The organism is Hymenobacter metallilatus, assembly GCF_003944705.1.
Classification (GTDB): Bacteria; Bacteroidota; Bacteroidia; order Cytophagales; family Hymenobacteraceae; genus Hymenobacter; species Hymenobacter metallilatus.
The window spans coordinates 25,896-49,107 of sequence record NZ_RWIS01000009.1; the positions used below are offsets into that span (position 1 = coordinate 25,896).

Here is a 23,212-nt window from a genome sequence, read left to right on the forward strand (position 1 = left end):
GCAATGACAACTCCGCGTCTTGGTTTGCGTGAAAACTGGCCCCAGTTCGGCCTGCTGGTGCTGGTAAATGCCTTCGTGGGCGGCATGGTAGGGCTGGAGCGCACAATTCTGCCCCGGCTGGCAGAGCAGGAGTTTCATTTGGTGGCCCGCTCAGCTATTCTCGCCTTTATTGTGGTGTTCGGCCTGACAAAAGCCGTGGCTAATTACTACGCGGGGGCCTGGGCCAATACGGTAGGCCGTAAGAACCTGCTGGTCATCGGCTGGATCATTGGTTTGCCGGTGCCGCTACTACTGCTGTGGGCACCAACCTGGGGCTGGGTGATTTTCGCCAATGTGCTGCTGGGTCTGAATCAGGGCCTGGCCTGGTCGAGCACGGTGGTGATGAAAATTGACCTCGCAGGCCCCAGGCAACGCGGGCTGGCCATGGGCCTGAACGAGTCGGCGGGCTACCTGGCCATGGCCGCCACGGCATTTGCTTCCGGCTGGCTGGCCACCGCATACGGCCTGCGCCCCTACCCATTTTACCTGGGCATCGTGCTGGCCGTGCTGGGCCTGCTCAGCAGCCTGCTGGTGCACGATACCCGCCACCACCTGGCGCTGGAAGCAGCGCAGATACCAACCGGTTGCCCGGGCTCTTCCCTCTCCTTCTGGGACGTAACCTGGCGGCACCCCAACCTGGGTTCGGTCACGCAGGCCGGCCTGGTCAACAACCTTAACGACGGGATGGTCTGGGGCCTGCTGCCCTTGCTGCTGACCTCCAAAGGCTTTACCCTTATCCAGATTGGCACCGTAGCCGCCGTGTATCCGGCCGTGTGGGGCCTGGGCCAGCTGCTAACCGGCCCCTTAGCCGACCGGCTCTGCAAAAAAACCCTGCTGTTCTGGGGTATGCTGCTGCAGGGAGCGGTGCTGCTGGCCATGCTGTTCACCAGCAGCTACTCCGCATTTCTGACACTGGCGACACTGCTGGGCGCGGGCACGGCGCTGGTATACCCTACCTTTCTGGCGGCAGTGGGCGAGTACGCCCCGGCCCCACAACGGGCACGCAGCGTGGGGATTTTCCGCTTCTGGCGCGACGCCGGCTATGCCCTCGGGGCCTTGCTCACGGGCGTGTTGGCCGACGCTTTTGGGCTGGGTCCGGCCCTGGCAGCCATTGGTGGGCTTACCGTCGTATCAGCCTTTAGTATTCGTTACCGTATGTATTGCCTGCCTCAGGTTTCCGGCGGCTCCATTACCGCACCAGGCTGCTCCAACCGGGAACGGCGGCCGGGTAGCCGGGAGGCATCCTTCACTTCCCAGCCGCATCCGGGTTGGGGCAGTAGCATCTGGGGGGCCGGCACTACCCTGAAGAATCTATTCCGCTTAGGGCAGCAGCTAGTAGCTCCAACCAACCTATTCTCCCGCTTGCATTAGGCACCATTGTTACGCGCTACGGCCACAACGCCCGCCTTAGTTCAGCTCAATGATGGGCCTCACCGCCCGTACCCGTCTGCCCGATGAGCTAAGCCCCCGCCACCTACGACCAGCAGCGCCTGGCTGCTGCCTGCCTGCGGCTGGAGCGGCGTGGGCGGCTACACCGCATCTACGCCAACAAAGCAGTCCGCAGCCCGCTTCCAGGCGGGCTACGGACTGCTTTGTTTTGTGGCAGATAGTTTTTATCTGGTAACGGTATACTCAGAATTGCTTCAGAAACAGAATGTATTCTTGTGCCCGATGCAGGCTTCACGCATTCTTCATTACTACCTAAACAGCCACTCTCCTAACTGCCTCGCACTTTCACGGCAGAGCAGAGAATGACAGCCGATAAATACTCCCGTTTACCACCTCCATATGCGCTAACTCTACGTTCTTCGCTCTGTTGCACTCATTTTAGTTGCCGTGACTTTTTTCCGCCTGAATCAGTTTACAAATATTACGGTCACTGTACGTTGCCGGCGCCATATTTGGCTGCTGGCTTTGCCATTGTTACTCGCCAGTTGCGTCAGCACTAAGTCGGTGTATACCCGCGACCATGTGGCCCGGCGCCTGCAGCGCCGCGGCGGCTACGAACTGGGCCCTGCCCGCCGGGCGGCCGCCCCGGCTCCGGCGCTGCCCAATTTGCAGGACGGCCTGAGTGAAGCTGAAACCGTGAGCCTGGCCCTGACCCGCAACCCGGCCTTTCAGGCCGACCTTAGCACCCTGGCCCTGGCCCAGGCCGATTTGCAGGATGCCGGCTTGCTGCCCAACCCCGTACTAAACCTGATGACGGCCCACGGCACCGCACCCTTCTCCCTGGCTCTCAATCTGGCTGCTGACCTGCTTTGGCAGCGGCCGGCCCGGGTGGGCGCCGCTCAACTCGAAACCCAGCGCGTGGCCGAAAGCCTCGTCAGCCGCGGCCTGCTCGTGAGCCGCGACGCGCAGGTTTCTTACACTGATGTTACGCTGGCCGATGAGCGGGTACGCATTGCCCGCGAGGCCATTGTGATGCGGGCCGAAGTGGCGCGCATTGTGCGGGCCCGCTACCGGGTGGGTGAGGCCAGCGAGCTGGAAACCGTGGCTCCCAGCGCCGATTCGTTGCGCGCCGTAGACGACTACTACCGGGCCCGCCGCGACAACCGGGTGGCCCGCCTGCGCCTGCTGGCCTCCCTGGGCCTGGATTCCGTGAATGCCGATTCCGTACGGTTTACTACCGCTCCCGCGGCGGCTGTTTCAGTACCTTCCTTACCGGTCCTGCTGGATTCAGCCTACGCAACCCGCCCCGACGTATGGGCAGCGCGGGTAAGCATTGAAGGTATTGGCCAGCGGCTGCGGTGGGAACGGAGCCGGGTGTTTGCGTTCATTGTTTCGCTGGATGCCCGCTTCAACAACCCTAACCCGGTGCACCTGGGACCGGGGGCAACCATTGGCCTGCCCCTGTTCAACCGCAACCAGGGCCGCATTGCCCGAGTGCAGGCGGAGCTGGAACAGGCGTCCTGGCAGTATCTGGCCCTGCGCCAGACCGTGAGCCTGGACGTGCGCGAAGCCTATGCCCAGTACGAGCAGGCCAGCCAAAGCGTGGCTTTGTGGGAACGGAGCTACCTGCCCAGTCTGCGCGATGCGCTGCGTCGCTCCACCAATGCCTTCATCAACGGCGACTTTCCCTACGTGCAGGTGGCCGAAACTACCCGCCAGCTGCTCGATGCCCAGCAGCGCGCCGCCGAGGCCCGCGCCGACCAGCGCCGCGCCCTGGCCCGGTTGCGGTATGCTGCGGGCGGGCGTTTTTAAACTGTAGCCGTTTTTTCGTTCGTTATGCACTCATCAAAAGTTGCCCTCTTTCTGCCGGCGGTTTCGCGTTGCCTAGCGCTGGCCGGTTTGCTGGGCGGCGCGGTAGCCTGCGGCAAGGCCGAAAAGCCGAAGCCTGCCAGCCCCGCCGAGATAGAAAACCCGGTTAAGGAGTCGGACCTGACTACCGTAACCCTCACCGCCGACGCCGAGAAGCGGCTGGGTATCAAAACGGTGGCTATTAAAGCCGATAACGTGCGGGCTACCCGTGAAGTGGGGGGCGAAATCCAGGCCGTGCCAGGTCAGGCCGTAACAATTGTGGCCCCGGTGCAGGGCACACTCCGCGGCGGGGCCAGCATAACGGCTGGCCGGCAGGTGAGCCAGGGCCAGACACTCTACCAACTGGTGCCCCTTCCCCCGGAGCGCGACTTGCTTACCCTCAACCAGGGCACGGCCCAGGCCCGCACCCAGCTGCAGGTAGCGCAGGCCCGCTTGCAACGGGCCGAGGAATTGCTGGCCGACCGCGCGGGCAGCGTACGGGCCCGCGACGATGCCCGCGCCGACGTGGCCCTGGCACAGCGCGCCCTGGCCGACGCCCGCGCCCGGCAGGGCGCACTCAGCGGCAATACTAATGGCGGCCAGGCCCTGCTCATTAAGGCTCCGCTAAGCGGCGTGGTACAGCGAGTGAATGTGGCATCCGGCTCGGTAGTAACCGCCAACACGGTATTACTGGAGCTGGCCGCTCTCAATAAAGTGTGGGTGCGCGTGCCGCTGTTTGTGGGCGACTTGCGCCGGCTGGGAAAAGAACAAACGGTAACCGTGCGCCCTCTGAATGGTGGCCCGGCCCGCCCCGCCCGCCCGGTTGAAGCACCTTTGCTCGGGGCCACGGCCGGTACGGGTACGGCCGATGTATTCTATGAGCTGGACAATGCCGACCAGGCCTTCCGGCCGGGCGAGCGAGTGGCCGTGGATGTGGCGCTGGGTAGCGGCAACCTCGCCGTAGGTGGCGCAGGCCAGCCTGCCCCCGCTACCCCGGCCCTGACCATACCGGCCGCCGCGCTGCTCTACGATGCTTCGGGCGGGCAGTGGGTGTACGTGCGCACCAAGCCCTTGCAGTACACCCGCCAGCGAGTAGAAGTGCAACGCGCCGTAGGTGAGCAGGTGGTTGTGTTGCGGGGCGTGCAGGCAGGGGCCGAAGTGGTGACGGATGGTGCGGCAGAGCTATTCGGGACAGAGTTTGGCGGTAGCCACTAACGGTGAGGTGGTGAGGTGGCGAAATGGTGAGTTATCGTTCAAGCTGCGTCCCTCGCGCAAAACGTGCCACCAAAACAGCAGACTCACCCTTTCGCCATTTCACAATTTCACCCTATGAAGTGGATAATAGAATCGGCGCTGCGGCTGCGGCTGGTGGTGGTGGTCTTGTTTGGCGTACTGCTGGTGGCAGGCCTGCAAGTGGTGCGCAATACGCCGCTGGATGTGTTTCCGGAATTTGCCCCGCCCTACGTGGAAGTGCAGACCGAGGCGCCCGGCCTGAGCACGGCCGAGGTGGAAGCCCTGGTGAGCGTGCCGCTGGAAAACGCGCTGAACGGCACGCCCGACGTCAAGAAAATCCGCTCCAAATCGGTGCTGGGTCTCTCGTCGGTGGTGCTGTACTTCCCGCAGGGCATCGATATTAATAACGCCCGGCAGGCCGTGCAGGAGCGGCTGGCGCGGGTGGCGCCCACGCTGCCCGGCGTGGCCCGGCCCCCGGTTATGCTTTCCCCGCTGTCGTCCACCAGCCGGGTGCTGAAAATTGGGGTTTCTTCTGATAGCCTCACGCAGGTGGAAATGACCACGCTGGCCCGCTGGAGCATCCGGCCCCGGCTGATGGCCGTGCCCGGCGTGGCCAATGTGGCCATCTGGGGGCAGCGCGACCGGCAGCTGCAGGTGCTGGTGAACCCCGAGCAGCTACGCACCCTGGGCCTTACCCTGGCCGAAGTGGAAAAGGCCGCCGCCGATGCTACCGCGCTGGCCGGCGGCGGCTTCATCGATTCGCCCAACCAGCGGTTGGCCGTGTCGCAGAGCTCCGCCATCCAGACCGCCGCCGATTTGGCCCAGATGCCCGTGACCTTTCGCAACGGCGTGAGCTTGAAGCTGGGCGAAGTGGCGCAGGTGGTAGAGGGCTTTCCGGCCCCCATTGGCGACGCGGTAATTAACGACGGCCCCGGGCTACTGCTCATCGTGGAAAAGCAGCCCGGCGCCAATACCCTGGACGTGACCCGGCAAGTGGAGGCGGCCCTGAACGCCATGCGGCCCGGCCTGAAAGGCCTGGAAATCGACTCGACTATCTTCCGTCCCGCGACCTTTATTGAAATGTCGCTGAGCAACCTCAACAAATCCCTGCTCATTGGCTGCGTGCTGGTGGTGCTGGTGCTGCTGTTCTTTTTATACGAGTGGCGTACGGCCCTGATCAGCGCCCTGGCCTTACCTACCTCGCTCATTGCGGCGGCGCTGGCCCTGCGCTACTCCGGCAAAACCATCGATACCATGGTGCTGGCCGGCCTTATCATTGCCCTGGGCGAGGTGGTGGACGACGCCATTATCGACGTGGAGAACATCATGCGGCGGCTGCGGCTCAACCACGCGGCCGGCTCGCCCAAAACGGCCTTTGCGGTGGTGTACGAGGCCAGCATGGAGGTGCGCTCGGCCGTAATTTTCGGCTCCGTTATTGTGGCGCTGGTCCTGCTGCCCATTTTCCTGTTGCCGGGCCTGTCGGGGGCATTTTTCCAGCCCCTGGCCTTTGCCTACGTGCTGGCCATCCTAGCCTCCCTGTTCGTGGCCCTGACGCTGACGCCCGCGCTGGCCCTGATTCTGCTGCCTAGGGCGGCCGAGAAGGCCTCGAAGGATGCGCCGGTGGTAGCCTGGCTGAAGCGCCACTATGCCCGTATGCTGCCCGGCTTGCTGGCCCGGCCCAAGCGGGTGGCCTGGTCGCTGACGGGGGTGGCCGTGGCCTCTTTGCTGCTGGTACCCTTGCTGGGCCAGGAGTTTCTGCCCAACTTCAAGGAATACGACTTTCTGATGCACTGGGTGGAAAAGCCCGGTACATCCTTGCAGGCCATGTCGCGCATTACGGTGCGGGCCAGCAACGAGCTGCGCGCCATTCCGGGCGTGCGCAACTTCGGGGCCCACATTGGCCGGGCCGAGGTGGCGGACGAAGTGGTAGGACCGAATTTCACGGAACTGTGGATTTCGGTGGACCCGAACGTAGACTATGAGCAGACGGTGGCCAAAATTCAGACCGTGGTGGACGGCTACCCCGGCCTGTACCGCGACCTGCTGACCTACCTGCGGGAGCGAATTAAGGAAGTGCTGACCGGCACCTCGGCCACCATCGTGGTGCGCATCTTCGGCCCCGACCTCGACCAGCTCTACACGAAGGCCAAAGAGGTAGGCAGCAAGCTGGAGGGCGTGGAAGGCGTAGTGGACCTAAAAGTGCAGCAGCAGACGCTGGTGCCCCAGATTCAGGTGAAGATGAAGCCCGAAGCAGCGGCCCGGTTTGGGCTTAGCCCGGGTACGGTGCTGCAAGCCATCAGCACGCTGGTGAAGGGCCGCAAGGTGGGCGAAATCTACCAAGAGCAAAAGATTTTTGATGTGGCCGTGTGGGGCCAGCCGGCCGTGCGCGCCGACTTTGGAGCCGTGCGTGAACTGCTGGTGGGCCTGCCCGGCGGCGGGGCCGTGCCCCTGCGTGAGGTGGCCGATGTGCGCATCGTACCTACGCCCAACGAAATTACCCGCGAAGCCTCTTCCCGCCGCATCGACGTGACCCTGAACGTGCGCGGCCGGGACCTGGGCTCGGTGGCCCGCGACGTGCAGGCTCAGGTGGACGGCGTGGCCTTCGGAGCCGGCTACCACCCCGAAATTCTGGGCGAATACGCCGAGCGGCAGGCCTCGCAGAACCGCATGGCCCTGCTGGTGTGTCTTTCGCTCGTCGGCATCTTCCTGGTGCTCTACACCGATTTCGGCACCATCCGGCTGGCCGTGCTGGGTATTCTGAGTTTGTTTTTTGCCGTGTCGGGCTGTTTGCTGGCGGCGTTTCTGGCGGGTGGGGTGCTGTCACTGGGTTCCATCGTGGGCTTTATTACGGTGCTGGGCGTGGCGGCCCGCAACAGCATTATGCTCGTGAGCCATTATCAGCACCTGGAGCGCGAGGAGGGCGTCCCGTTTGGCAAGGACCTCATCATTCGCGGCTCGCTGGAGCGGGTGTCGCCTATTATCATGACGGCCCTCACCTCGGTGCTGGCGCTGCTGCCCATTATCGTGGCCGGCAACGAGCCGGGCGCGGAAATCGAGCACCCCATGTCGGTGGTGATTTTAGGCGGGGTGATTACCTCTACCGTGCTCAACCTGGTGGGTATGCCAGCGCTGTACTGGGCCTTCGGTCGTAAGTCAAATTCGGCCCTGCCGCCGCTGGACACGGCACCAGAATAGCGGATGCTGGTGCCCCGTAACGGTATAGCAGGTTTGTAACGTACTGATTTGCAGCCGGGCGCCGTTGCCACGTCCTCGCGTTGAACGAAGACGTGGCAACGGTGCCCGGCTGCCCTCGATACGCAAACCTCTATACTTGAGGGCGGTGCCAGTCTTTTCAACTACAGACAGGCTTGACACTATTCCCGGCCTGGGAGCGGGCAGAGTATCGTGCGCCAGTGCCAGCCGGGTGGTGCGGGCCGGGGCATTATGCGGCTGTTGTGTACCTAAGTTCACGCGCCAACGTAAACAGGAGCCTTACGAGCCCCCGAATCTGACTTTGTGACGAGCGTTGCACGAACAGCGCGTGTGCAAAGTGCGGGCCAGGGCCGGATCAGCCCGCAACTTGCCCGGAACGCCGTACCTTGCCCGCCAGTTTCTGCATTGCCTACCTCCTTCCACTCGCTCCCGTGTACATTCACCAAGTGGCGGCCTATCTGCCGACCAGCATTGTTACCAACGAACACTTCACTCGTCTGAATGGCCTGTCCCACGAGTGGATAACAGAACGTACCGGCATCCGGGCGCGCCGCAAGGCCGGCCCCGGCGAAAACACCAATACCATGGCTCTGGAGGCCACCCGTCGGGCCTTTGCCCAGACCTCCGATTTTCAGCCGACCGAAGTAGACCTGATTGTGGGCGGCACCTACACTCCGCACGATACCATCTATACCCTGGCCCACGCCGTACAGCGGGAGCTGAATGTATCGGATGTGCCGGTTGTCAGCATTTCTTCGGCCTGTTCGTCCCTGCTGAATGCGGTAGAAATTGTGGAAGGCTATTTTGCCTTAGGCAAATCGAAACGCGCCCTGGTGGTTGTAAGCGAGCATAATACGGCCTATAACAACGACCTGGATACTGTAGCCGGCCACCTCTGGGGCGACGGGGCCGCTGTTCTGCTTATCTCCCAGGAGCGCCTCAGCCCCGCCGACCTGCGCGTACAATCCATCCGCACGGGTGGGGCCGGCAACATTGGCAAAGCCGACCAGGCCGTAACACTGAAACCAGTGGAGCGGGGAATTATCATGCCGTTTGGTAAGGATGTGTTTATGCACGCCTGCACCTACATGACGCGGGTTACCCAGCAGCTACTGGAGCAGAACAACCTGGCGGTGGAAGATGTCACTTACCTGATTCCGCACCAGGCTAACCTGCGCATTACCAGGAACGTGCTACAGCAGCTGGGCCTCCCCGAGGAGAAAGGGGTATCCAATATCGAAGAGCTGGGCAACACTGGCTGCGCCGGTGCCGCCATTGCCCTGGCCGATATGTGGCCGCAGCTGCAGCCCGGCAACCACATTGTGGTTACGGTATTTGGTGGCGGCTACTCCTACGGTGCCATGCTGCTGGAGCGGTAGCGCAGCACGTGGCGCTACCGCTCCAGCAAGCCCGTTACAGGTCGGGGGCTACTCGGCTACTACAAACGGAGTAGTGCCCTCCCGGCCGTTGGTATCCGTCCAGCGGATGAGGTAATAGCCGGCCCGCAACGAGGGCGGTGTTACGCGCAACACGTTTAGTCCGGGCAGATATTCGGAGCGGGAGCCCCCCAGGTAGCGGCCCACGGCATCGTAAAAGCGCACGATTAGCCCCCCTGCTGCCGCCCCACCTACAAACTGCAGGCTAACTGGGCCATTGCCTTTCACTGGGTTGGGAAACAGCTGCACCGAGTTGGCCGCCGAGGCATCGTCGGTAATACCGATGGGCACAGCGGCATCGGTTGTGGCATCGGGGCGCCGCACACGTAAGCGGTAGTAGCTTATGCCTCCCAGAGGCTGGGGGTCGGTTAGGGTATATTGGTTGCTGCTTGCTCCTGCCGCTACGGTAGCCACTGTTTGCCAGCCCGCCGTAGTATCGGCCGGGGCACGCTCCACTACAAACCCACTTACTAGGCACTCGTCGCGGGTGGTCCAGCGCACCGTTACGCCGGCCCCGGCCGCAAAGCTGGCGCTTTGGGTAGTGAGCGGGGCCGGCAGCATAGGAGCAGGTCCGCACACAGCCGTCTGGAAGCTGCGGGTACGCAGCACGTAGCGGCCCCCGGCCACGTCGCTGCCGGCAGCCAGTGTACGGCTGCGCTGGCCCCGGGCAATGGCGTAGTGCATAATGGCGGTGGGCAAAATCAGATGGGAGAGTTGCTGGGCGTGTCCCAGCTCATGCACCGCCACCGACTCAAAATCCACCTGCGTGAGCGAAGGAGAAGCCGTGCCGAACTGCCAGTTGGTGGCATCATCAAACTGCGTGTCCACCTCCTGCACATAAAATACCACTGTGCCATCGGGGCGGTAGCAGCCCCGGTAGTAGCTGGTGGTGCGCCCCAGCACCCCGGTAGGCAGTTGGCTGCTGGCATCAAACCCCACCGAGTTTTCGCCGTCTTCGGCCACGCCGGTCTTTGTGCGGGTTGCCCCTACCGTCCAGTTCACGCCTGTTTGACAACGCCAGGTAACCAGTGCCCGCTGCCACGAGGCCGCGGCGGCAGCATTGGCGGCAAAGTCGGACTCAAAACGAAACGTCATGCCCCCGGCACCGTCGAAGTTGCGGTGAGCCGGCACTGCGCGTTGGCCGGTGTTGGTATCCAGCACATTGGAGGCGGCAAATACAACCGTTACAATTCCGGGGCTGGTGGCCTGCACCTGCCCATCGGTGGTGATGCGCACGGTGCCGGTACCAGCCGGATTGCGCGTGGCGCTCAACGATGGCACGCGCACCTGCACCCGGGTATCCGACCAGCTCAGGTAATCATCGGCGTTGGCTTTGGTATAGGAAGCGCCGCCATCATCGGCATTGCGAAACTCCACGCTGCCGGCACCCCGCGTTGCGCCAAAACCCGTACCCGAAATGGTCAGGACCGAATTGGTACCGGCCGTGAGGCTGGTTGGTGCCAGGGTGGTAATTACCGGCGCCTGCCCCTTCGCCGCCACAGGCTGGTCCAAACGGTGCAGCGCGGCCTCCAGTGCCCGGTTGGGCTGCACCAGCCGGGGTGCCCCCAGCCCAACCTGCTGATAGAAGCCGGCGTTGAGCTGCCGGTACTGCCGGAAGGGTTCGGTGGCCGTTCCGTCGGTGAGCACATAGCGGATAAAGCCCTGCTGGCTGCCATATGCCTGCCAGGCTCCTTCTGCCACCGTAGCTGGCTCCAGAAAGAAAATTCCCTGCTCTCCGGGCTCCAGGCGTAGCGTATTGGTAAGCTCCTGCCGCTCCAGGCCCAGAGTACCACCCTCCGTTACTAGGGTTAGGGTAGGCCCGGCAGGCCCTTTCAGCTGCTTGAATACCTGCAGCTGGTGCCGGGTATAAATTCGACCCTGGGGCCCCCGGAAGCTGTGAGCGTCCAGCACCTGTGCTTCTACAATACGGGTGGCCCGGGCCGCCCGCAGCGCCGGGTCCAGGGGCAGCAGCAGGCAGTGCGTTTCGGAGGAGGCAGCTACCTGCGCGGCTGCGGGCAGGGTAGCCAGCCCGCAGCTTAGCAGCAGAGGAAGCCAGAGGATATTTTTGGGGTACATAGGGCTACGGAGTGGCCAACAGGGCCGCAGGTAAGGTACTCCAATTATTGCGTTCCGGTTAAGTGCCTGCCTCGCTTTTTTCCGCTTCTCTGCCAAATGCCGCGCAACCGTTCTTCGGCCCTTGGCCTCTTGTTGGCAGCATCTACCTTTTTCATCTATTCTTATGCGTACTGCACCTTTAGCTGCCGCGGCTATGCCGGCTGTGCTGGCCATGCTGGCCCCCCATCTGGTTACTGCCCAAACCACCGACACCACCACTGCCACCCAGCAGGCCCAGCCCGCCGCAGCGGGGTCGGGCACCCTGGTCCGGCTGGGCACGGGCCTTACCCGGGGGTTTGAGCTGGGCGGCTACCGTGGCCTTTCGGTACCGCTGGTACTGGGCCTGGAGCACCATGTATCGTCGGCGGTTTCGGTGTACGCCAATGCCTTTGGCGGAATGGAGCTTGGCCGCCGCACTTATTTCGACGGCCCCCCAACATCCTTTATTGGCGACTACGGCCTTGACCTGGGCGTGAAGTATTACTACAACCAGGAAAAGCGCCGGCAGAAGGGCCGGGTCACCGGGTCTTTCGAGGGCAACTACCTAGCTCTGCACAGCAACTCCACCTTCAATCCCGACGCCTACCGTACCTATCGGTATTCTACCCTGACGGTAGTGTGGGGCATGCAACGCCGCATTGGTAAATATGGCTGGTTTGAAGCCTACGTGGGTGGAGGTATCGGTCGGGAGCCGGGGTATACCTACAACGGGTACTATGGCCCCACCAAACAAGCTGCCTGGTTTGGCTTTGCCCCGGAGTTGGGCATTAAGTTTAGTTTAGGCAGCCGCCTCACCAGTCACTAACCCGCAGGCACTACCCCCACAGATGGGGCACCCGAGAATAGTGTTCAGGGGCCCCATCTGTGGGGGTGGGCTGGCTTAGAACAGACTGCCTTGCACGGCCTGCGGAATTACGCGGGGCGGCTGCACGACCATACCCGTCAACTCGTGCAGGCGGCGCATAAAATGCTCCGCCCAGATGGGGGAATGCAGGATGTCCTTCTGGTGGATGAACACGTAGGCCGTATGCAGGCCCGCTTCCAGCCAGCTGGCAATACGCGCTGCCCAGTCGTCGGCGCGCTTGAAATCAGAGTCTATCAGGCCGTGGCCATTAATGCGCAGGAAGGCCACAGGAGAGGTCAGGCGCATGTGCAGCACGTCGCGCCGGCCAGCCACATCACTTAGCACCAGGGGCTTGCCTAGTGCCTCCAGCATAGCCGCTACCGAATCCAGTAGCCCCCTATCGGAAAACCACGCCGGATGCCGCAGCTCCACGGCCAGGGGCACATAGTCCGGAAAATCCAGCAGATACCGCTCCAGGCGTGGCAGGTGCTCAGGCCCAAAAGTGGGCGGCAGCTGCAGAAAGGCGTGGCCCAGCGTAGGCCCCAGCCCCTCAATAGCCCGGCAGAAGCTCGTGGTCAGGTCGTCGGCATTGTAGAGGGCCCGGTCGTGGCTGATGGATTGGGGCAGCTTGGGGCAGAACCGGAAAGTTGGGGGCACTGCCTCGCGCCACTTGCGCACGGTAGGCGCATCCGGAATCCGGTAGTGGGTCGTATTCAGCTCAATGCTATTGAATTGCCGGGCATAATGGTGCAGGTAATCCGTCTCGCGGATACCAGCCGGAAAATAGTTGCCTACCCAGGCCTTGTTGGTCCAGATGGGGCAACCCACAAACAGGGCGGGCGGAGCCGGCTGGACCGGCAGCGCCCGGGCCAGTACCCGGGCCGTATCGGGGTGGTCGGGGGGCAGGCGAAAGTTGACGTAACGCAGGTCGGAAAGACGGCCAAAATCCATACCCGAAGGTACGGCAAAACACAGGACCACGGTTATTGCTTCAACGTGTGCTACTTAGCCGGCCACCTCTTCCAGGTCTTAGCACATTTCCGTGACTTTTGCAACCTGCTTTTATCCCCCGGGAGGGCGCAAAGGCCAAAATTTTTTAAGCGGCAGATATTCTAATTTTTTACGCTTGCAGTCATACGTATAAAAAGAGTGCAAAAACCATCTTAATCAAACACAATCAATCATTTCGCGAAGGACCATTCAATAATTTAAATGCAAAAATTATTTAAAAAGGTCAATTATTACCCTGCGTACTCCGCTTGTACGCCTGACTTCCGGGCAGTGGTTTGGGGGGCGGCTTCTAGATTTGTCGGACTCACCAACCAAGAGACTTCATGAAGTTGACTCTACGACTGCATCTCTCGGGCTTGATGATGGGCCTGCTTCTCGTGCTGCTGACGGCCTTCTCGGCCTCGGCTCGCCTGCGGCGGGCATGTGACGATGAAAAAGCCCCCGCAGCGGCCGCTAAAAAGGCTACTGTTTTACGTGGCCGCGCCTCCTGGTACGGCCGTGAACACCAGGGTCACCGCACCAGCAATGGGGAGCGGTTCGACCGGAACAAGTATACCTGCGCCCACAAAACCCTGCCGTTCGGTACCCGACTGCGGGTTACCAACCCCCAAACCGGCAAGGCTGTGGTGGTGCGCGTAACCGACCGGGGCCCGTTCCGCCACCAGCGCATTCTGGACCTGGCCGAAGTAGCGGCCCGCCCGCTGGGCATCATCAGTGCCGGCGCAGTATCGGTAGTGGCCCAGGTGGTTGACCCCTCCACTCCCCTCGGCCCCACCGATGCTCCCGAGGACCTGGCCCTGCTGGCCGCCGACTCCACCGTACTGGCCGCTGTGCATACCGATATTCAGGCCGGCGCAACGGAAGCAGCCGATGTAGCCCTGAAAGCGGAACCTGCCGCCACCTTTGTTATCCAGGCTGGCACCTTCGGTGACCCACGCAATGCCCGCGCCATTATGGACAAAATCCAGAGCGTGGAGCCCAAGCTTCTGGTAACTACCATAGCCACTACCACCGCCGAGGGCAAGGCCCTGAACCGCGTGGTGGTGGGCCGCTTCGCCACCCAGGCCGAGGCCGATGAGGTACGGCTCCGGCTGGCCCGTGTGGGTGTGGCTGGTTTGGTACGCCAGGGCGAGAATCTGTAAGTAGTTATTCTGTTTAAAAAAAAAGCAGCTAATCCTTCTGGATCAGCTGCTTTTTTGCTTTTATGTACTGCTTGATAAGTAGCAGGGTTGAAAGAAGGTATACACAAGAAAATAGCGGAGTTTTTATATAGTTCAGTCCGACTGTATACTAGGCTATTTACGGGAACCGTTGATGAGCCATACCTTGTCTCATTTCAATCATGAAAATTATACCGGCTACACTAGCACTAGGACTATTAACAGCTGCCGCTGCTCAAGCGCAAACCTCACAGGGAACTACCTACCTGCGCATCAACGCGGGCAATATCAGCTACACTCAGCGGGCGGAAGACAATTTTCGCAGCATTAGTGGTGCGCTACTGCCAGCGGCCGGACACTTTATAACTACCAACTTTCTGGTAGGCGCAGAGGTGCCCCTTGGCTACTCTCACTACCGATACGAGTATGTTTTCTCCGGAACAATCGGCTCCGACGAGAAGTTCTCGGCCAGTGACGTTACGTTTGGCGTATCTCCCTTCGTGCGGTACTACCTGCCGGGCACTGGTTCTCACCGGTTCTTCGGGCAGATTTCAGGTGGCCTGGGGTGGCTAAGGAACCGGCAACAGAACACGTATTCGGGTCGCTATAAGACTAGGCGTGAAAGGACGATAGATTATCAGGAGTATGGTGCCGGACTGGGCTATAATTATTTTATCACTCCGAGCGCGGCATTGGAGCTGACTGCCGGTTACAAGCGTAGCACCCTGGGCCCTGACCGCACCAATGGCAACCTTGACGTTCAGGCCGGGTTTGCTCTACTTTTACCCAGCATTAAATAAGCAGCATCATCTCCACTCGATAGCACAATCTGCCGCAGTCAGCATCTGAGCGGCACGCAACGCGCGGGGTAGTTGCGTGCCGCCTTTTTTTGTCGGATGTTGACCTGGCTTTTGTGCTTCCTGTATATGCTTCGTTTTCTTCCCGGCACCTTGGTGCTCCTCGTTACGCTTACTCTTACCTGGGTTCTGAATACCAAGCAGGGCGACGTGCCGCCCGTGGCCCGGTTGCTGAGCCCCTACCGGGGCTTCTGGCAGAACGGCGAAACGGAGGCAGACTTCCCCGAGCAGCAGACCCTGCACCTGCCCGGCCTGCGCCAGCCCGTGCGCGTACGGTTCGACGACCGGCGGGTGCCGCACATTTTCGCCCTCAACGACCACGACCTGTACTACGCCCAGGGCTACCTCACGGCCCGCGACCGGCTCTGGCAGATGGAGTTTATGACCCGGGTGGCGGCCGGCCGCATTTCGGAAGTAGTGGGGCCGAAAGCACTGGAGTACGACCGGTTTCAACGGCGCATGGGCCTACCTTTTGGGGCCGAAAACTCCCTACGGTCCATGCTGAAAAACGACACGACGCGGCTGGTGCTGGAGTCGTATTCGGCGGGCGTGAATGCCTACATCAGCAGCCTTTCGCCCAAGGATTACCCGTTTGAGTACAAGCTGCTCGATTACGCCCCCGAGCCCTGGCAGCCGCTCAAGTGCGCCCTGCTGCTGAAGCTGATGGCCTGGGACCTGAGCGGCCGCTCCGACGACCTGCGCCTGAGCAACATCCTAAGCAAGTACGGATCGGAAGTGACGCGGGACCTGTTCCCGGACTACCCCTTCCGTGAAGACCCGATTGTGCCCGTGGGTACGCCCCTGGATTTCAAGCCGCTGCCGGTGCCGGCCACACCACCCTCGTTCACGGCGGCGCTGTCGGGGAAGGTGCCGCAGCGGGAGCCGGATGCCGAGCTGGGCTCCAACAACTTTGCCGTGGCGGGCCGCCGCTCGGCCTCGGGCCTGCCGCTGCTGGCCAACGACCCGCACCTGCAGCTGAATTTGCCCAGCATCTGGTACCAGGTACAGCTGCACGCCCCCGGCCAGAACGTGTACGGCGTAACCATTCCGGGCGCGCCGGCCGTCATTATCGGGTTTACGGAGCAGGTGGCCTGGGGCGTAACCAACGTGGGCGGCGACGTGCTGGACTGGTACCAGCTCAAATTCAAGAATAGCTCGAAGCGCGAGTACTGGCACGCTGGGCGCTGGAAACCGGTGCGCCGGGTGGTGGAGCGCATTGTGGTGCGCGGCCTCCCCGACCGCCTCGATACCGTGCTCTACACCCACCACGGCCCCGTGGTGTACGACCAGCAGGAAAAACCCTTCAACCCCCAGACGCCCACCCAGCACGCCATGCGCTGGACCGCCCACGAAGGTGCCGACGAGGTGCTGGCCTTTGTGAAGCTTAACCACGCCCGCACCTACCAGGATTATGACCGGGCCCTGCATACCTACGGCTCCCCGGCCCAGAACTTTATCTTCGCCAGCAACCAGAACGACATTGCCATCCGGCCCAACGGCCGCTACCCGCTGAAGTGGCCCGAGCAGGGCAAGTTTATTCTGGACGGCTCCGATGCCCGCGCCGACTGGCAGGGCTGGATACCGATGACGCAGACGCCGCGGGTGCAGAACCCGGCCCGGGGCTTTGTATCATCGGCCAACCAGCACTCGGCCGGGCCCGACTACCCCTACTACATCGGTTGGGACTACGCGCCCTGGGACCGGGGCCACCGCATCAACCAGCAACTGGCCAAAATGCGCCGCGCCACGGCCGATACGCTGCGCCTGTTGCAGAACGACAACCTCGGCATCAACGCCCAGACCATGCTGCCGTGGATGCTGGAAACGATGGTTGGTAATAAGATGACAGACCGAGAATTTCCACCGCCGTTACCAAATACACCCAATGGTGAAGCGCTTGGCGTATTAAGAAACTGGGACTATCACTATACCACCGAGGCTATAGCCGCAACCATTTTCGAACTGTGGTACCAGGATTTGGTAAAGCGGCTATGGGAGGATGATTTCAGCAAAGCTGCCACCGGCCTGGAAATGCGCTATCCTTCGCGGGACCGAACCAATCAACTGTTGCTAAGTCAACCTTTTGCTGCACGCTACGGCAGTTACCCCGCCAGCCCCTGGATTGACGACCGGCGCACCCCCAAGAAGGAAAACGTGCACGACCTGCTGGCAGCTTCCCTACACTTCGCCGTGGATTCGCTGACCCGCAAGTTTGGCCCGCTGGGGCCGAAGTGGGGCTGGGCCAACCAGAAAAGCACCGATATCAATCACCTGGCCCAGCTGCCGGGCTTCGGGCACCAGGATATTGTGTGCGCCGGCAGCCCCGGCACCGTGAATGCCACCGGTCCGCGCAACGGCCCCTCCTGGCGCATGGTGGTGGCGCTGGGGCCGCAGGTGAAGGCCTACGGCATCTTCCCCGGCGGGCAAAGCGGCAACCCGGCCTCCCGCTATTATGACGATATGCTGGAAAGCTGGCGCGTGGGCAAGCTGGATGAGCTGGTGTTTCTGCGCGCCGCCGACGAAAACCACCCCCGCCTGCGGGCTGCCTGGCGGCTGGAGCAGTAAGAGGACTGATGCTTTCGTTTCCTGTGTAACTTGTCAGCTACCCCACCCGCTTGCGTGTTCCCTATTTCTGTGAAATGTCGTTGTTTCCCGCTTCTCCGTTAGCCCGGCCAATTCTTCTTTGCGGTCTGGCAGTTAGCCTGACGGCACCTGCGCTGGCGCAGAAAACCAGCGCCAAAACCAGCGCCAAAAGTGCCGACCGGCCGGCGGTGCCCGCGCCGCGCGTGTATGAGCAATACGAAGTCCAGATTCAGCCGGAGTACGCAGAGGGCCAGTACGCGCTGCAGCAGTATCTGCTCACGAAAGTGCAGCGGCCCCCAACAGTACAAAGCGGCCAGGTACGCGGGCTGGTGCAGATTTCCGCCACCGTGCAGCCCGACGGCCGCCTGACCGATGCGTTTGTGCTGCGGGGCTTGAGCGCCGAATGCAACGCGGAGGCACTTCGGCTGGTGAAAGCCATGCCCCGCTGGCGCCCCGCCCGCCGCTCCAACGAAGCCGTAGCAGCCCGCGTTCTGCTGCCCGTGATGTTTGAGCCAGCCCCCAAACCACAGCGCTCCGTTACCGTGAAGGGCAACAGTGAGGCGGTTGAGCTGAGCGGCCTGGGCGACCCGGTGGTGGTGGAAGTAGTAGAAAACAAAGTGTACACCTACGTGGAGCAGATGCCGGTATTTCCGGGCGGGCAGGAAGGGCTGATCAGCTATATCCAGGCCAGTCTGCGCTACCCGGCCGAGGCCGTGGAGAAAAAGGTGGAGGGGCGGGTATTCGTGAAATTCACGGTGGAGCCCAGCGGCAGAGCCATCAACCCGGAAATCATAAAAGGCCTGGGAGCCGGCTGCGACGAAGAAGTACTGCGGGTGATTCGGGCGCTGCCGCCCTTTGAGCCCGGCAAGCAAAACGGCCGCACCGTGTCGGTATCGTACACGGTGCCGGTTACATTCAGTTTGCAAACCACGCCAGGGGCACCGGGTGTGGCCATTCCGCCAGTGCCTAGCTTGCCCAAACCGGAGGACAAAGTATATACCTACGTGGAGCAGATGCCCCGGCTGGCCGGCACCACTGATGCCACCATTGCCTCGGCCCTGCAGGCAGCTGTGGTGCTGCCCAAAGAGGTAGCACAAGGCACCACCGAAGGCCGGGTGTACGTGAGCTTTGTGGTGGGCCGGGAGGGGCAGGTGGAAGAGGCCAGAGTCGTCCGGAGCCTCAGCCCCGCCTGCGACGCCGCCGCCCTGGCCGCCGTGGCGAAGCTGCCACGCCTGGAGCCCGGCCGGCAAAACGGTCAGGCTGTGCGGGTGCAAACCACCCAATTGGTGCAGCTCTACAGCCCGACCCATGTGTTTGAGCCGCGCGAGGCCGCTACTCAGGCTACGTTTGCCGGCGGCGGCATGGCCCTGCGGCAGTATTTCACCACCAAGCTGCGGGAGCCGAAAGTGCTGGCCAAAGAGAATCTACGCGGAGCCGTGGAAGTGCGCTTTGTGGTGCTGCCCGATGGCAAAATCGGGGCCGCCGAAGTAGTGCGTCCCCTTTGCCGCAGCTGCGACGAAGAAGCCCTGCGCCTGGTGCGTAGTATGCCCACCTGGACACCCGCCCACGATGCTTCCGGCCAGGCCATTGCCGTGCGGCAAAGCGTCATTATTCCGATGCCTGCACCGGAGCTAAGCCGCAAGCCCGGCACCATTCAAGACTAACCCCCCGTTCTGTCGTCCATGAAATCTTTCAGTGTACTGCTGCTGCTGATTCTGGTTTCCGCTGTGCTGGCGCAGCTTTTCTTGCCGTGGTGGAGCGTTGTACCGCTGTGCCTGGGGCTGGCGGCCTGGCGCAGCACCTCTATTGGCGGCGCGTTTCTGGCGGGGCTGCTGGGTGCGGGCCTGAGCTGGTGGCTGCCGGCGGTATGGCTGAATACCCATGGGGCCGGTTTGCTGGCCACCCGCGTGGCTACCCTCATTCCCCTGGGCGGCAATACCGGGCTGCTGGTTTTGGTGAGCGGGCTGCTGCTGGGGCTGGCAGGCGGGCTGGCGGCGCTTAGTGGCGCCCTGTTCCGATGGGCATTTGCGCCCCGGCCCGCAGCCCCGGCAAAGGCCTGAACATAATCCATTAACTAGGCTGAGTCTGAAAACTCCAGAACCGTCATGCTGAGCGGAGTCGAAGCATCTCTCCCGCTTCGTCTGAGCCGTTAAACGAAGCGGGAGAGATGCTTCGACAAGCGGATGCCAGATGAGCAGGACATTTCGCGGATCAGAACCAACTTTTCAAACACAGTCTGGTTCGGCAGATTGCTTTTCCTAAAACTGCGAGATGAACGCAAAGGCCTGCAGCGTGTAGGCCGTTACGGAGGTAAAGTGGTTGCCGCCCTGAATGGGCCGTAGCTCTACCTGCGCAGCACCCCGGGCCCGCATGGCGTTGTAGGCATCCTGGGAGTTGAAGAACGGTACGTAATCATCAGCCGTGCCGTGAAACAGGGCTGTGGGAGCTTTCGGCTTCCAGTCGAAGATGTCGTTATCGGTCAGGGATGCACGCAAGGCCGCATCGGACCCAGATAGTACTGCCTGCCGGAAACCCGGAGCAAATAGCGCCGTGGCTTGCGTGGGCACCTCACTGAAAGGATTGGCCTGCAGCCGCGTAGCGTACGGCTCCTGGTAGTAGTAGGTGGTGGGCCGGTTCAGCTTATACACCCGGTTGTAGGTATCCAGCACCCACACGTAAGTACTCAGGAAGTTGAGCGGCTGCGTGGAGTTCATGATGTACTTCGCAAACTCCGACTTATGGTAAGCCCCCGCTCCTGGCGCACTGGCCGTAACGGGCAAGTCAGTGGCGTACTTCTCTTCCAGATACTTGTGCAGGGCCATTGTAGCGTAGCCACCCTCGGAATAGCCCAGCAGGAAGTTCTTCTGATTCACGCTGATATTCTCCTTTTTGCAGAACTCCCGGGTCGCCCGCAGCATATCGGCCGAAGCCGAGGCCAGGGAACCGGCGTGCTCATACGGGTGAGGCAGGGCCTTACTGGCTCCGTACCCAATGTAGTCGGGGGCTGATACCACGTAGCCCGTGGAAGCCAGCACCGATACCGCCGACCATAGCTCACTGTTCTGGCTGTAATAGGATGGCGCCCGGTCTTCATCAGCAGGCCTGATGGTACCGTGCTGGTAGCTGATGACCGGCAGGGCAGTAGAGGAAACCGGCACTAGCAGGGCCCCGGAAGCCGTTACCGGCTGTCCATCGGGGTTGCGGGTGGTGTAGGTGAGGCGGTACACCCGCACCGGGTAGCGGGCCAGAGAGCCTACCAGCGGAATATCCTGCACCCGGGCTGCTAGCTGGGCCGGGGTATACTCACCCAGCAGGGTGCTGCCCGTAAGTACCGTAGCAGGAGCCGTGACATCGGGCGTGGTAGCCGGTGCAGGGTCAGGGGTGGCAGAGCTTTGGCAGCCGGCACCCAGCAGTAAAGTAGTTACCAGACCCAGCAGGCCCAGCTTATACAAGTGCGTCAGATGGCGTAAGCGGGAAATCAATATCACAAGCAGTTGATTAGCTGAATCCTGAATCTGCCTGTACAACAGTATAAACCGGGTTGCTTGTTCCGGGCAAAACCAGAGTTATGCCGAGGAGAAATATTTTAGCTAAAAAATTAGTTTATTAACTAAATAATTAGTTATACTTGTTCACTACTATACCAAAATATCAATGGCCGACACAAATTTCCCGGAACTGACTCGGGCCGAGGAACAGGTAATGCAGGTACTATGGCAGCGCGGCCCTTCCTTCGTGAAGGACGTGGTGCCCGCGCTACCCCCACCGACTCCAGCCATCACCACGGTTTCCACCATCATCCGCATTCTGGAGCAAAAGGGCTTTGTGGGTCACGAGGCTTTCGGCCGCACCCACCGCTACCACGCCCTGGTGGCCCAGGATGAGTACCGGCGCTTCTCTTTGCGCAAGCTGCTGGGAGGCTATTTCGGGGGCTCCTTCACCCGGCTGGTTTCTTTTTTTGCCCAGGATGAAAACCTGGATGCGGCCCAGCTGGATGAGCTGTTGCGCCACGCTCAGACTGCTACCTCACCCCCACCCGCCGATGAGCCCGACCCTACTGCCGAGCACCACGCCTGACCTGCTGAGCTGGCTGCTGCAAAGCACCCTCTGCCTGGGAGCCTGCTGGCTGCTGTACCGCTACGTGCTCCGACAGGAGCGGTTTTTTCATTACAACCGCCGCTTTCTGCAGTTTACGCCCTGGCTGGCCCTGCTGCTGCCCCGGCTAGTAAGCGCAGGACTGGAATACTGGCCCGCCGAGCCCGCTTCGGGTAAAGCCGGGGCCGTGCTAAGCGGCGGGCTGCTACCTGGCCCCACGGTGCAGGCCGTGGGCAGCGCCCTATACAGTCTGCCCCAGTGGCTGCCGCTGCTGTATTACACCGGGGTGCTGCTGATGCTGGCCTTGCTGGGGGCCCGGGTGCTGCGCCTGTGGTTGCGCACCCGCCACCTGCCCCGGGAGCTTCGCACTGGCTACGTGCTGGTGCGCACCGGCGGGCAGCTACCCACCAGCTCATTCGGGCGCTGGATTCTGTGGGATGAAACCGTACCGCTCACCCCGGCCGAAGCCCAGGCAGTGCTGGCCCACGAAATAGCCCATGTGCAGCAGGGCCATACCGCCGAGAAGCTGCGCCTGGAGCTGGTGCGGGCATTGCTCTGGCCCAACCCGGTTGTACATCTGTTCCCGCGGGCATTGGCGCAGGTGCAGGAGTTTATGGCCGATGCCCAGGCCCTCCGCACTACCTCCCCGGCTACGGCTTCACCCACCATCTATGCCAGCCTACTGGCCCGCCTGGCCCTGCGCCCCTACCAACCCAACGTACCGCTTACCCAATCCTTTACTCAGTCCCTCACTCTTGCCCGTATCCGTATGCTTACTCAATCTTCCTCCGCACGCCACTGGAAGCAATGGCTGCTCCTGCCCCTAGGCACGGCTCTGCTGGCCGGGGTAGCCGCCTGCGAAAAAGCTGGCGAATTACCTCCTCCCCCGCCGCCCACCGTGGCCGAAGCCTCTCTTGTGCCACCCCCACCTCCACCTGCTTTGTACACCGCGGATGAACAGTCTCCTGGCTATCCGGGCGGGCAGGCACAGCTGATGGCAGATGTACTAAAGCAGCTGAAGTACCCGCTGGCCGCTAAGAAAGCCAAACTGAGCGGCACTGTCTTCGTTCGGTTTGTAGTAAATGAGCAGGGTCGAATTCAGGATGCTGAGGTACTAAAAGCCCCCAGTGGCTCCAATGGGGCAGTGGAGGCGCTGAAATCAGAAGCCCTCACAGCCGTGAAAACGTTACCCGGTCGTTGGACACCCTGCCAGCGCAACGGGCAGGCCGTAGCTACCCGCTATACTATACCTGTTCAGTTTGCTTTGAAGTAAACCGCTTGCCTACCATCTCTCAAGCCGCTGCGCACCGCTGGGTGGGCAGCGGTTTTGCGTTTCGGGCCGTATATTAGGCCTGAGCGCCCGATAAGTAGCGGGCAAATAAGTGGGTA

At 61.9% G+C, this 23,212-nt stretch carries 16 protein-coding genes; 13 read left to right on the plus strand and 3 right to left on the minus strand.

The features are described from left to right. Positions 1-3: 3 nt before the first annotated feature. The 5 genes from EI290_RS13710 to EI290_RS13730 all read left to right on the plus strand — a co-directional run bounded on the left by EI290_RS13710 (position 4) and on the right by EI290_RS13730 (position 9,101). Entirely contained in the window at positions 4-1,410 is a 1,407-nt protein-coding gene (locus EI290_RS13710) for an MFS transporter (RefSeq protein WP_125431347.1), read from the plus strand. A 543-nt stretch (positions 1,411-1,953) separates the two neighbouring features. Beyond that, positions 1,954-3,240, plus strand: coding sequence for a TolC family protein (locus tag EI290_RS13715; RefSeq protein WP_125431350.1), 1,287 nt, complete (start codon positions 1,954-1,956; stop codon positions 3,238-3,240). A gap of 24 nt (positions 3,241-3,264) precedes the next feature. Continuing rightward, complete coding sequence (locus EI290_RS13720) at positions 3,265-4,491, plus strand: efflux RND transporter periplasmic adaptor subunit (protein ID WP_125431353.1); 1,227 nt, start codon at positions 3,265-3,267, stop codon at positions 4,489-4,491. Positions 4,492-4,605: 114 nt separating this feature from the next. Beyond that, positions 4,606-7,704: an efflux RND transporter permease subunit gene (locus EI290_RS13725; protein WP_125431356.1), complete on the plus strand. Its 3,099-nt coding sequence runs from the start codon at positions 4,606-4,608 to the stop codon at positions 7,702-7,704. Positions 7,705-8,153: 449 nt separating this feature from the next. Then, positions 8,154-9,101, plus strand: coding sequence for a 3-oxoacyl-ACP synthase III family protein (locus tag EI290_RS13730; protein ID WP_125431359.1), 948 nt, complete (start codon positions 8,154-8,156; stop codon positions 9,099-9,101). 48 nt (positions 9,102-9,149) lie between these two features. On the opposite strand, the gene EI290_RS13735 is transcribed toward EI290_RS13730, so the two are convergent. Then, positions 9,150-11,234: a matrixin family metalloprotease gene (locus tag EI290_RS13735; protein WP_185816996.1), complete on the minus strand. Its 2,085-nt coding sequence runs from the start codon at positions 11,232-11,234 to the stop codon at positions 9,150-9,152. A 163-nt stretch (positions 11,235-11,397) separates the two neighbouring features. Here EI290_RS13735 and EI290_RS13740 point away from each other — a divergent pair, with 163 nt between their 5' ends. Beyond that, positions 11,398-12,078 (plus strand): hypothetical protein, encoded by a 681-nt coding sequence (locus EI290_RS13740; protein WP_125431365.1) that lies wholly within the window; start codon positions 11,398-11,400, stop codon positions 12,076-12,078. Positions 12,079-12,153: 75 nt separating this feature from the next. Here the strand turns inward: EI290_RS13740 and EI290_RS13745 are convergent, their stop codons facing one another. Further along, complete coding sequence (locus tag EI290_RS13745; RefSeq protein WP_125431368.1) at positions 12,154-13,068, minus strand: DUF72 domain-containing protein; 915 nt, start codon at positions 13,066-13,068, stop codon at positions 12,154-12,156. A 383-nt stretch (positions 13,069-13,451) separates the two neighbouring features. On the opposite strand from EI290_RS13745, the gene EI290_RS13750 reads away from it, so the two are divergent. The 5 genes from EI290_RS13750 (at position 13,452) to EI290_RS13770 (ending at position 19,788) form a co-directional block, all read left to right on the plus strand. Beyond that, the gene (locus EI290_RS13750) at positions 13,452-14,270 is read left to right on the plus strand and encodes a septal ring lytic transglycosylase RlpA family protein (RefSeq protein ID WP_221766265.1); all 819 of its coding nucleotides are present in this window, start codon (positions 13,452-13,454) and stop codon (positions 14,268-14,270) included. 200 nt (positions 14,271-14,470) lie between these two features. Continuing rightward, positions 14,471-15,088, plus strand: a complete 618-nt coding sequence (locus EI290_RS13755) for an outer membrane beta-barrel protein (RefSeq protein ID WP_125431371.1) — start codon at positions 14,471-14,473, stop codon at positions 15,086-15,088. 126 nt (positions 15,089-15,214) lie between these two features. Continuing rightward, positions 15,215-17,710 carry a penicillin acylase family protein gene (locus tag EI290_RS13760; RefSeq protein ID WP_125431374.1) on the plus strand — a complete coding sequence of 832 codons (2,496 nt, stop codon included), beginning with the start codon at positions 15,215-15,217 and terminating at the stop codon, positions 17,708-17,710. A 74-nt stretch (positions 17,711-17,784) separates the two neighbouring features. Continuing rightward, positions 17,785-19,392, plus strand: coding sequence for a TonB family protein (locus tag EI290_RS13765; RefSeq protein ID WP_125431377.1), 1,608 nt, complete (start codon positions 17,785-17,787; stop codon positions 19,390-19,392). An 18-nt stretch (positions 19,393-19,410) separates the two neighbouring features. Continuing rightward, the gene (locus EI290_RS13770) at positions 19,411-19,788 is read left to right on the plus strand and encodes a hypothetical protein (protein WP_125431380.1); all 378 of its coding nucleotides are present in this window, start codon (positions 19,411-19,413) and stop codon (positions 19,786-19,788) included. Between the two features lie 198 nt (positions 19,789-19,986). Here the strand turns inward: EI290_RS13770 and EI290_RS13775 are convergent, their stop codons facing one another. Continuing rightward, on the minus strand, positions 19,987-21,210 hold the full coding sequence (locus EI290_RS13775; protein ID WP_125431383.1) for an alpha/beta hydrolase family protein: 1,224 nt from the start codon (positions 21,208-21,210) through the stop codon (positions 19,987-19,989). A gap of 172 nt (positions 21,211-21,382) precedes the next feature. Between EI290_RS13775 and EI290_RS13780 the strand changes: the two genes are divergently transcribed. Together EI290_RS13780 and EI290_RS13785 are read left to right on the plus strand one after the other, a co-directional pair. After that, on the plus strand, positions 21,383-21,805 hold the full coding sequence (locus EI290_RS13780) for a BlaI/MecI/CopY family transcriptional regulator (protein WP_125431386.1): 423 nt from the start codon (positions 21,383-21,385) through the stop codon (positions 21,803-21,805). Next, a complete protein-coding gene (locus EI290_RS13785) occupies positions 21,771-23,096 on the plus strand; it encodes a TonB family protein (protein ID WP_185816997.1) in 1,326 nt (441 codons plus the stop codon). Before EI290_RS13780 ends, EI290_RS13785 begins: the two co-directional genes overlap by 35 nt. The last annotated feature ends 116 nt before the right edge of the window (positions 23,097-23,212 follow it).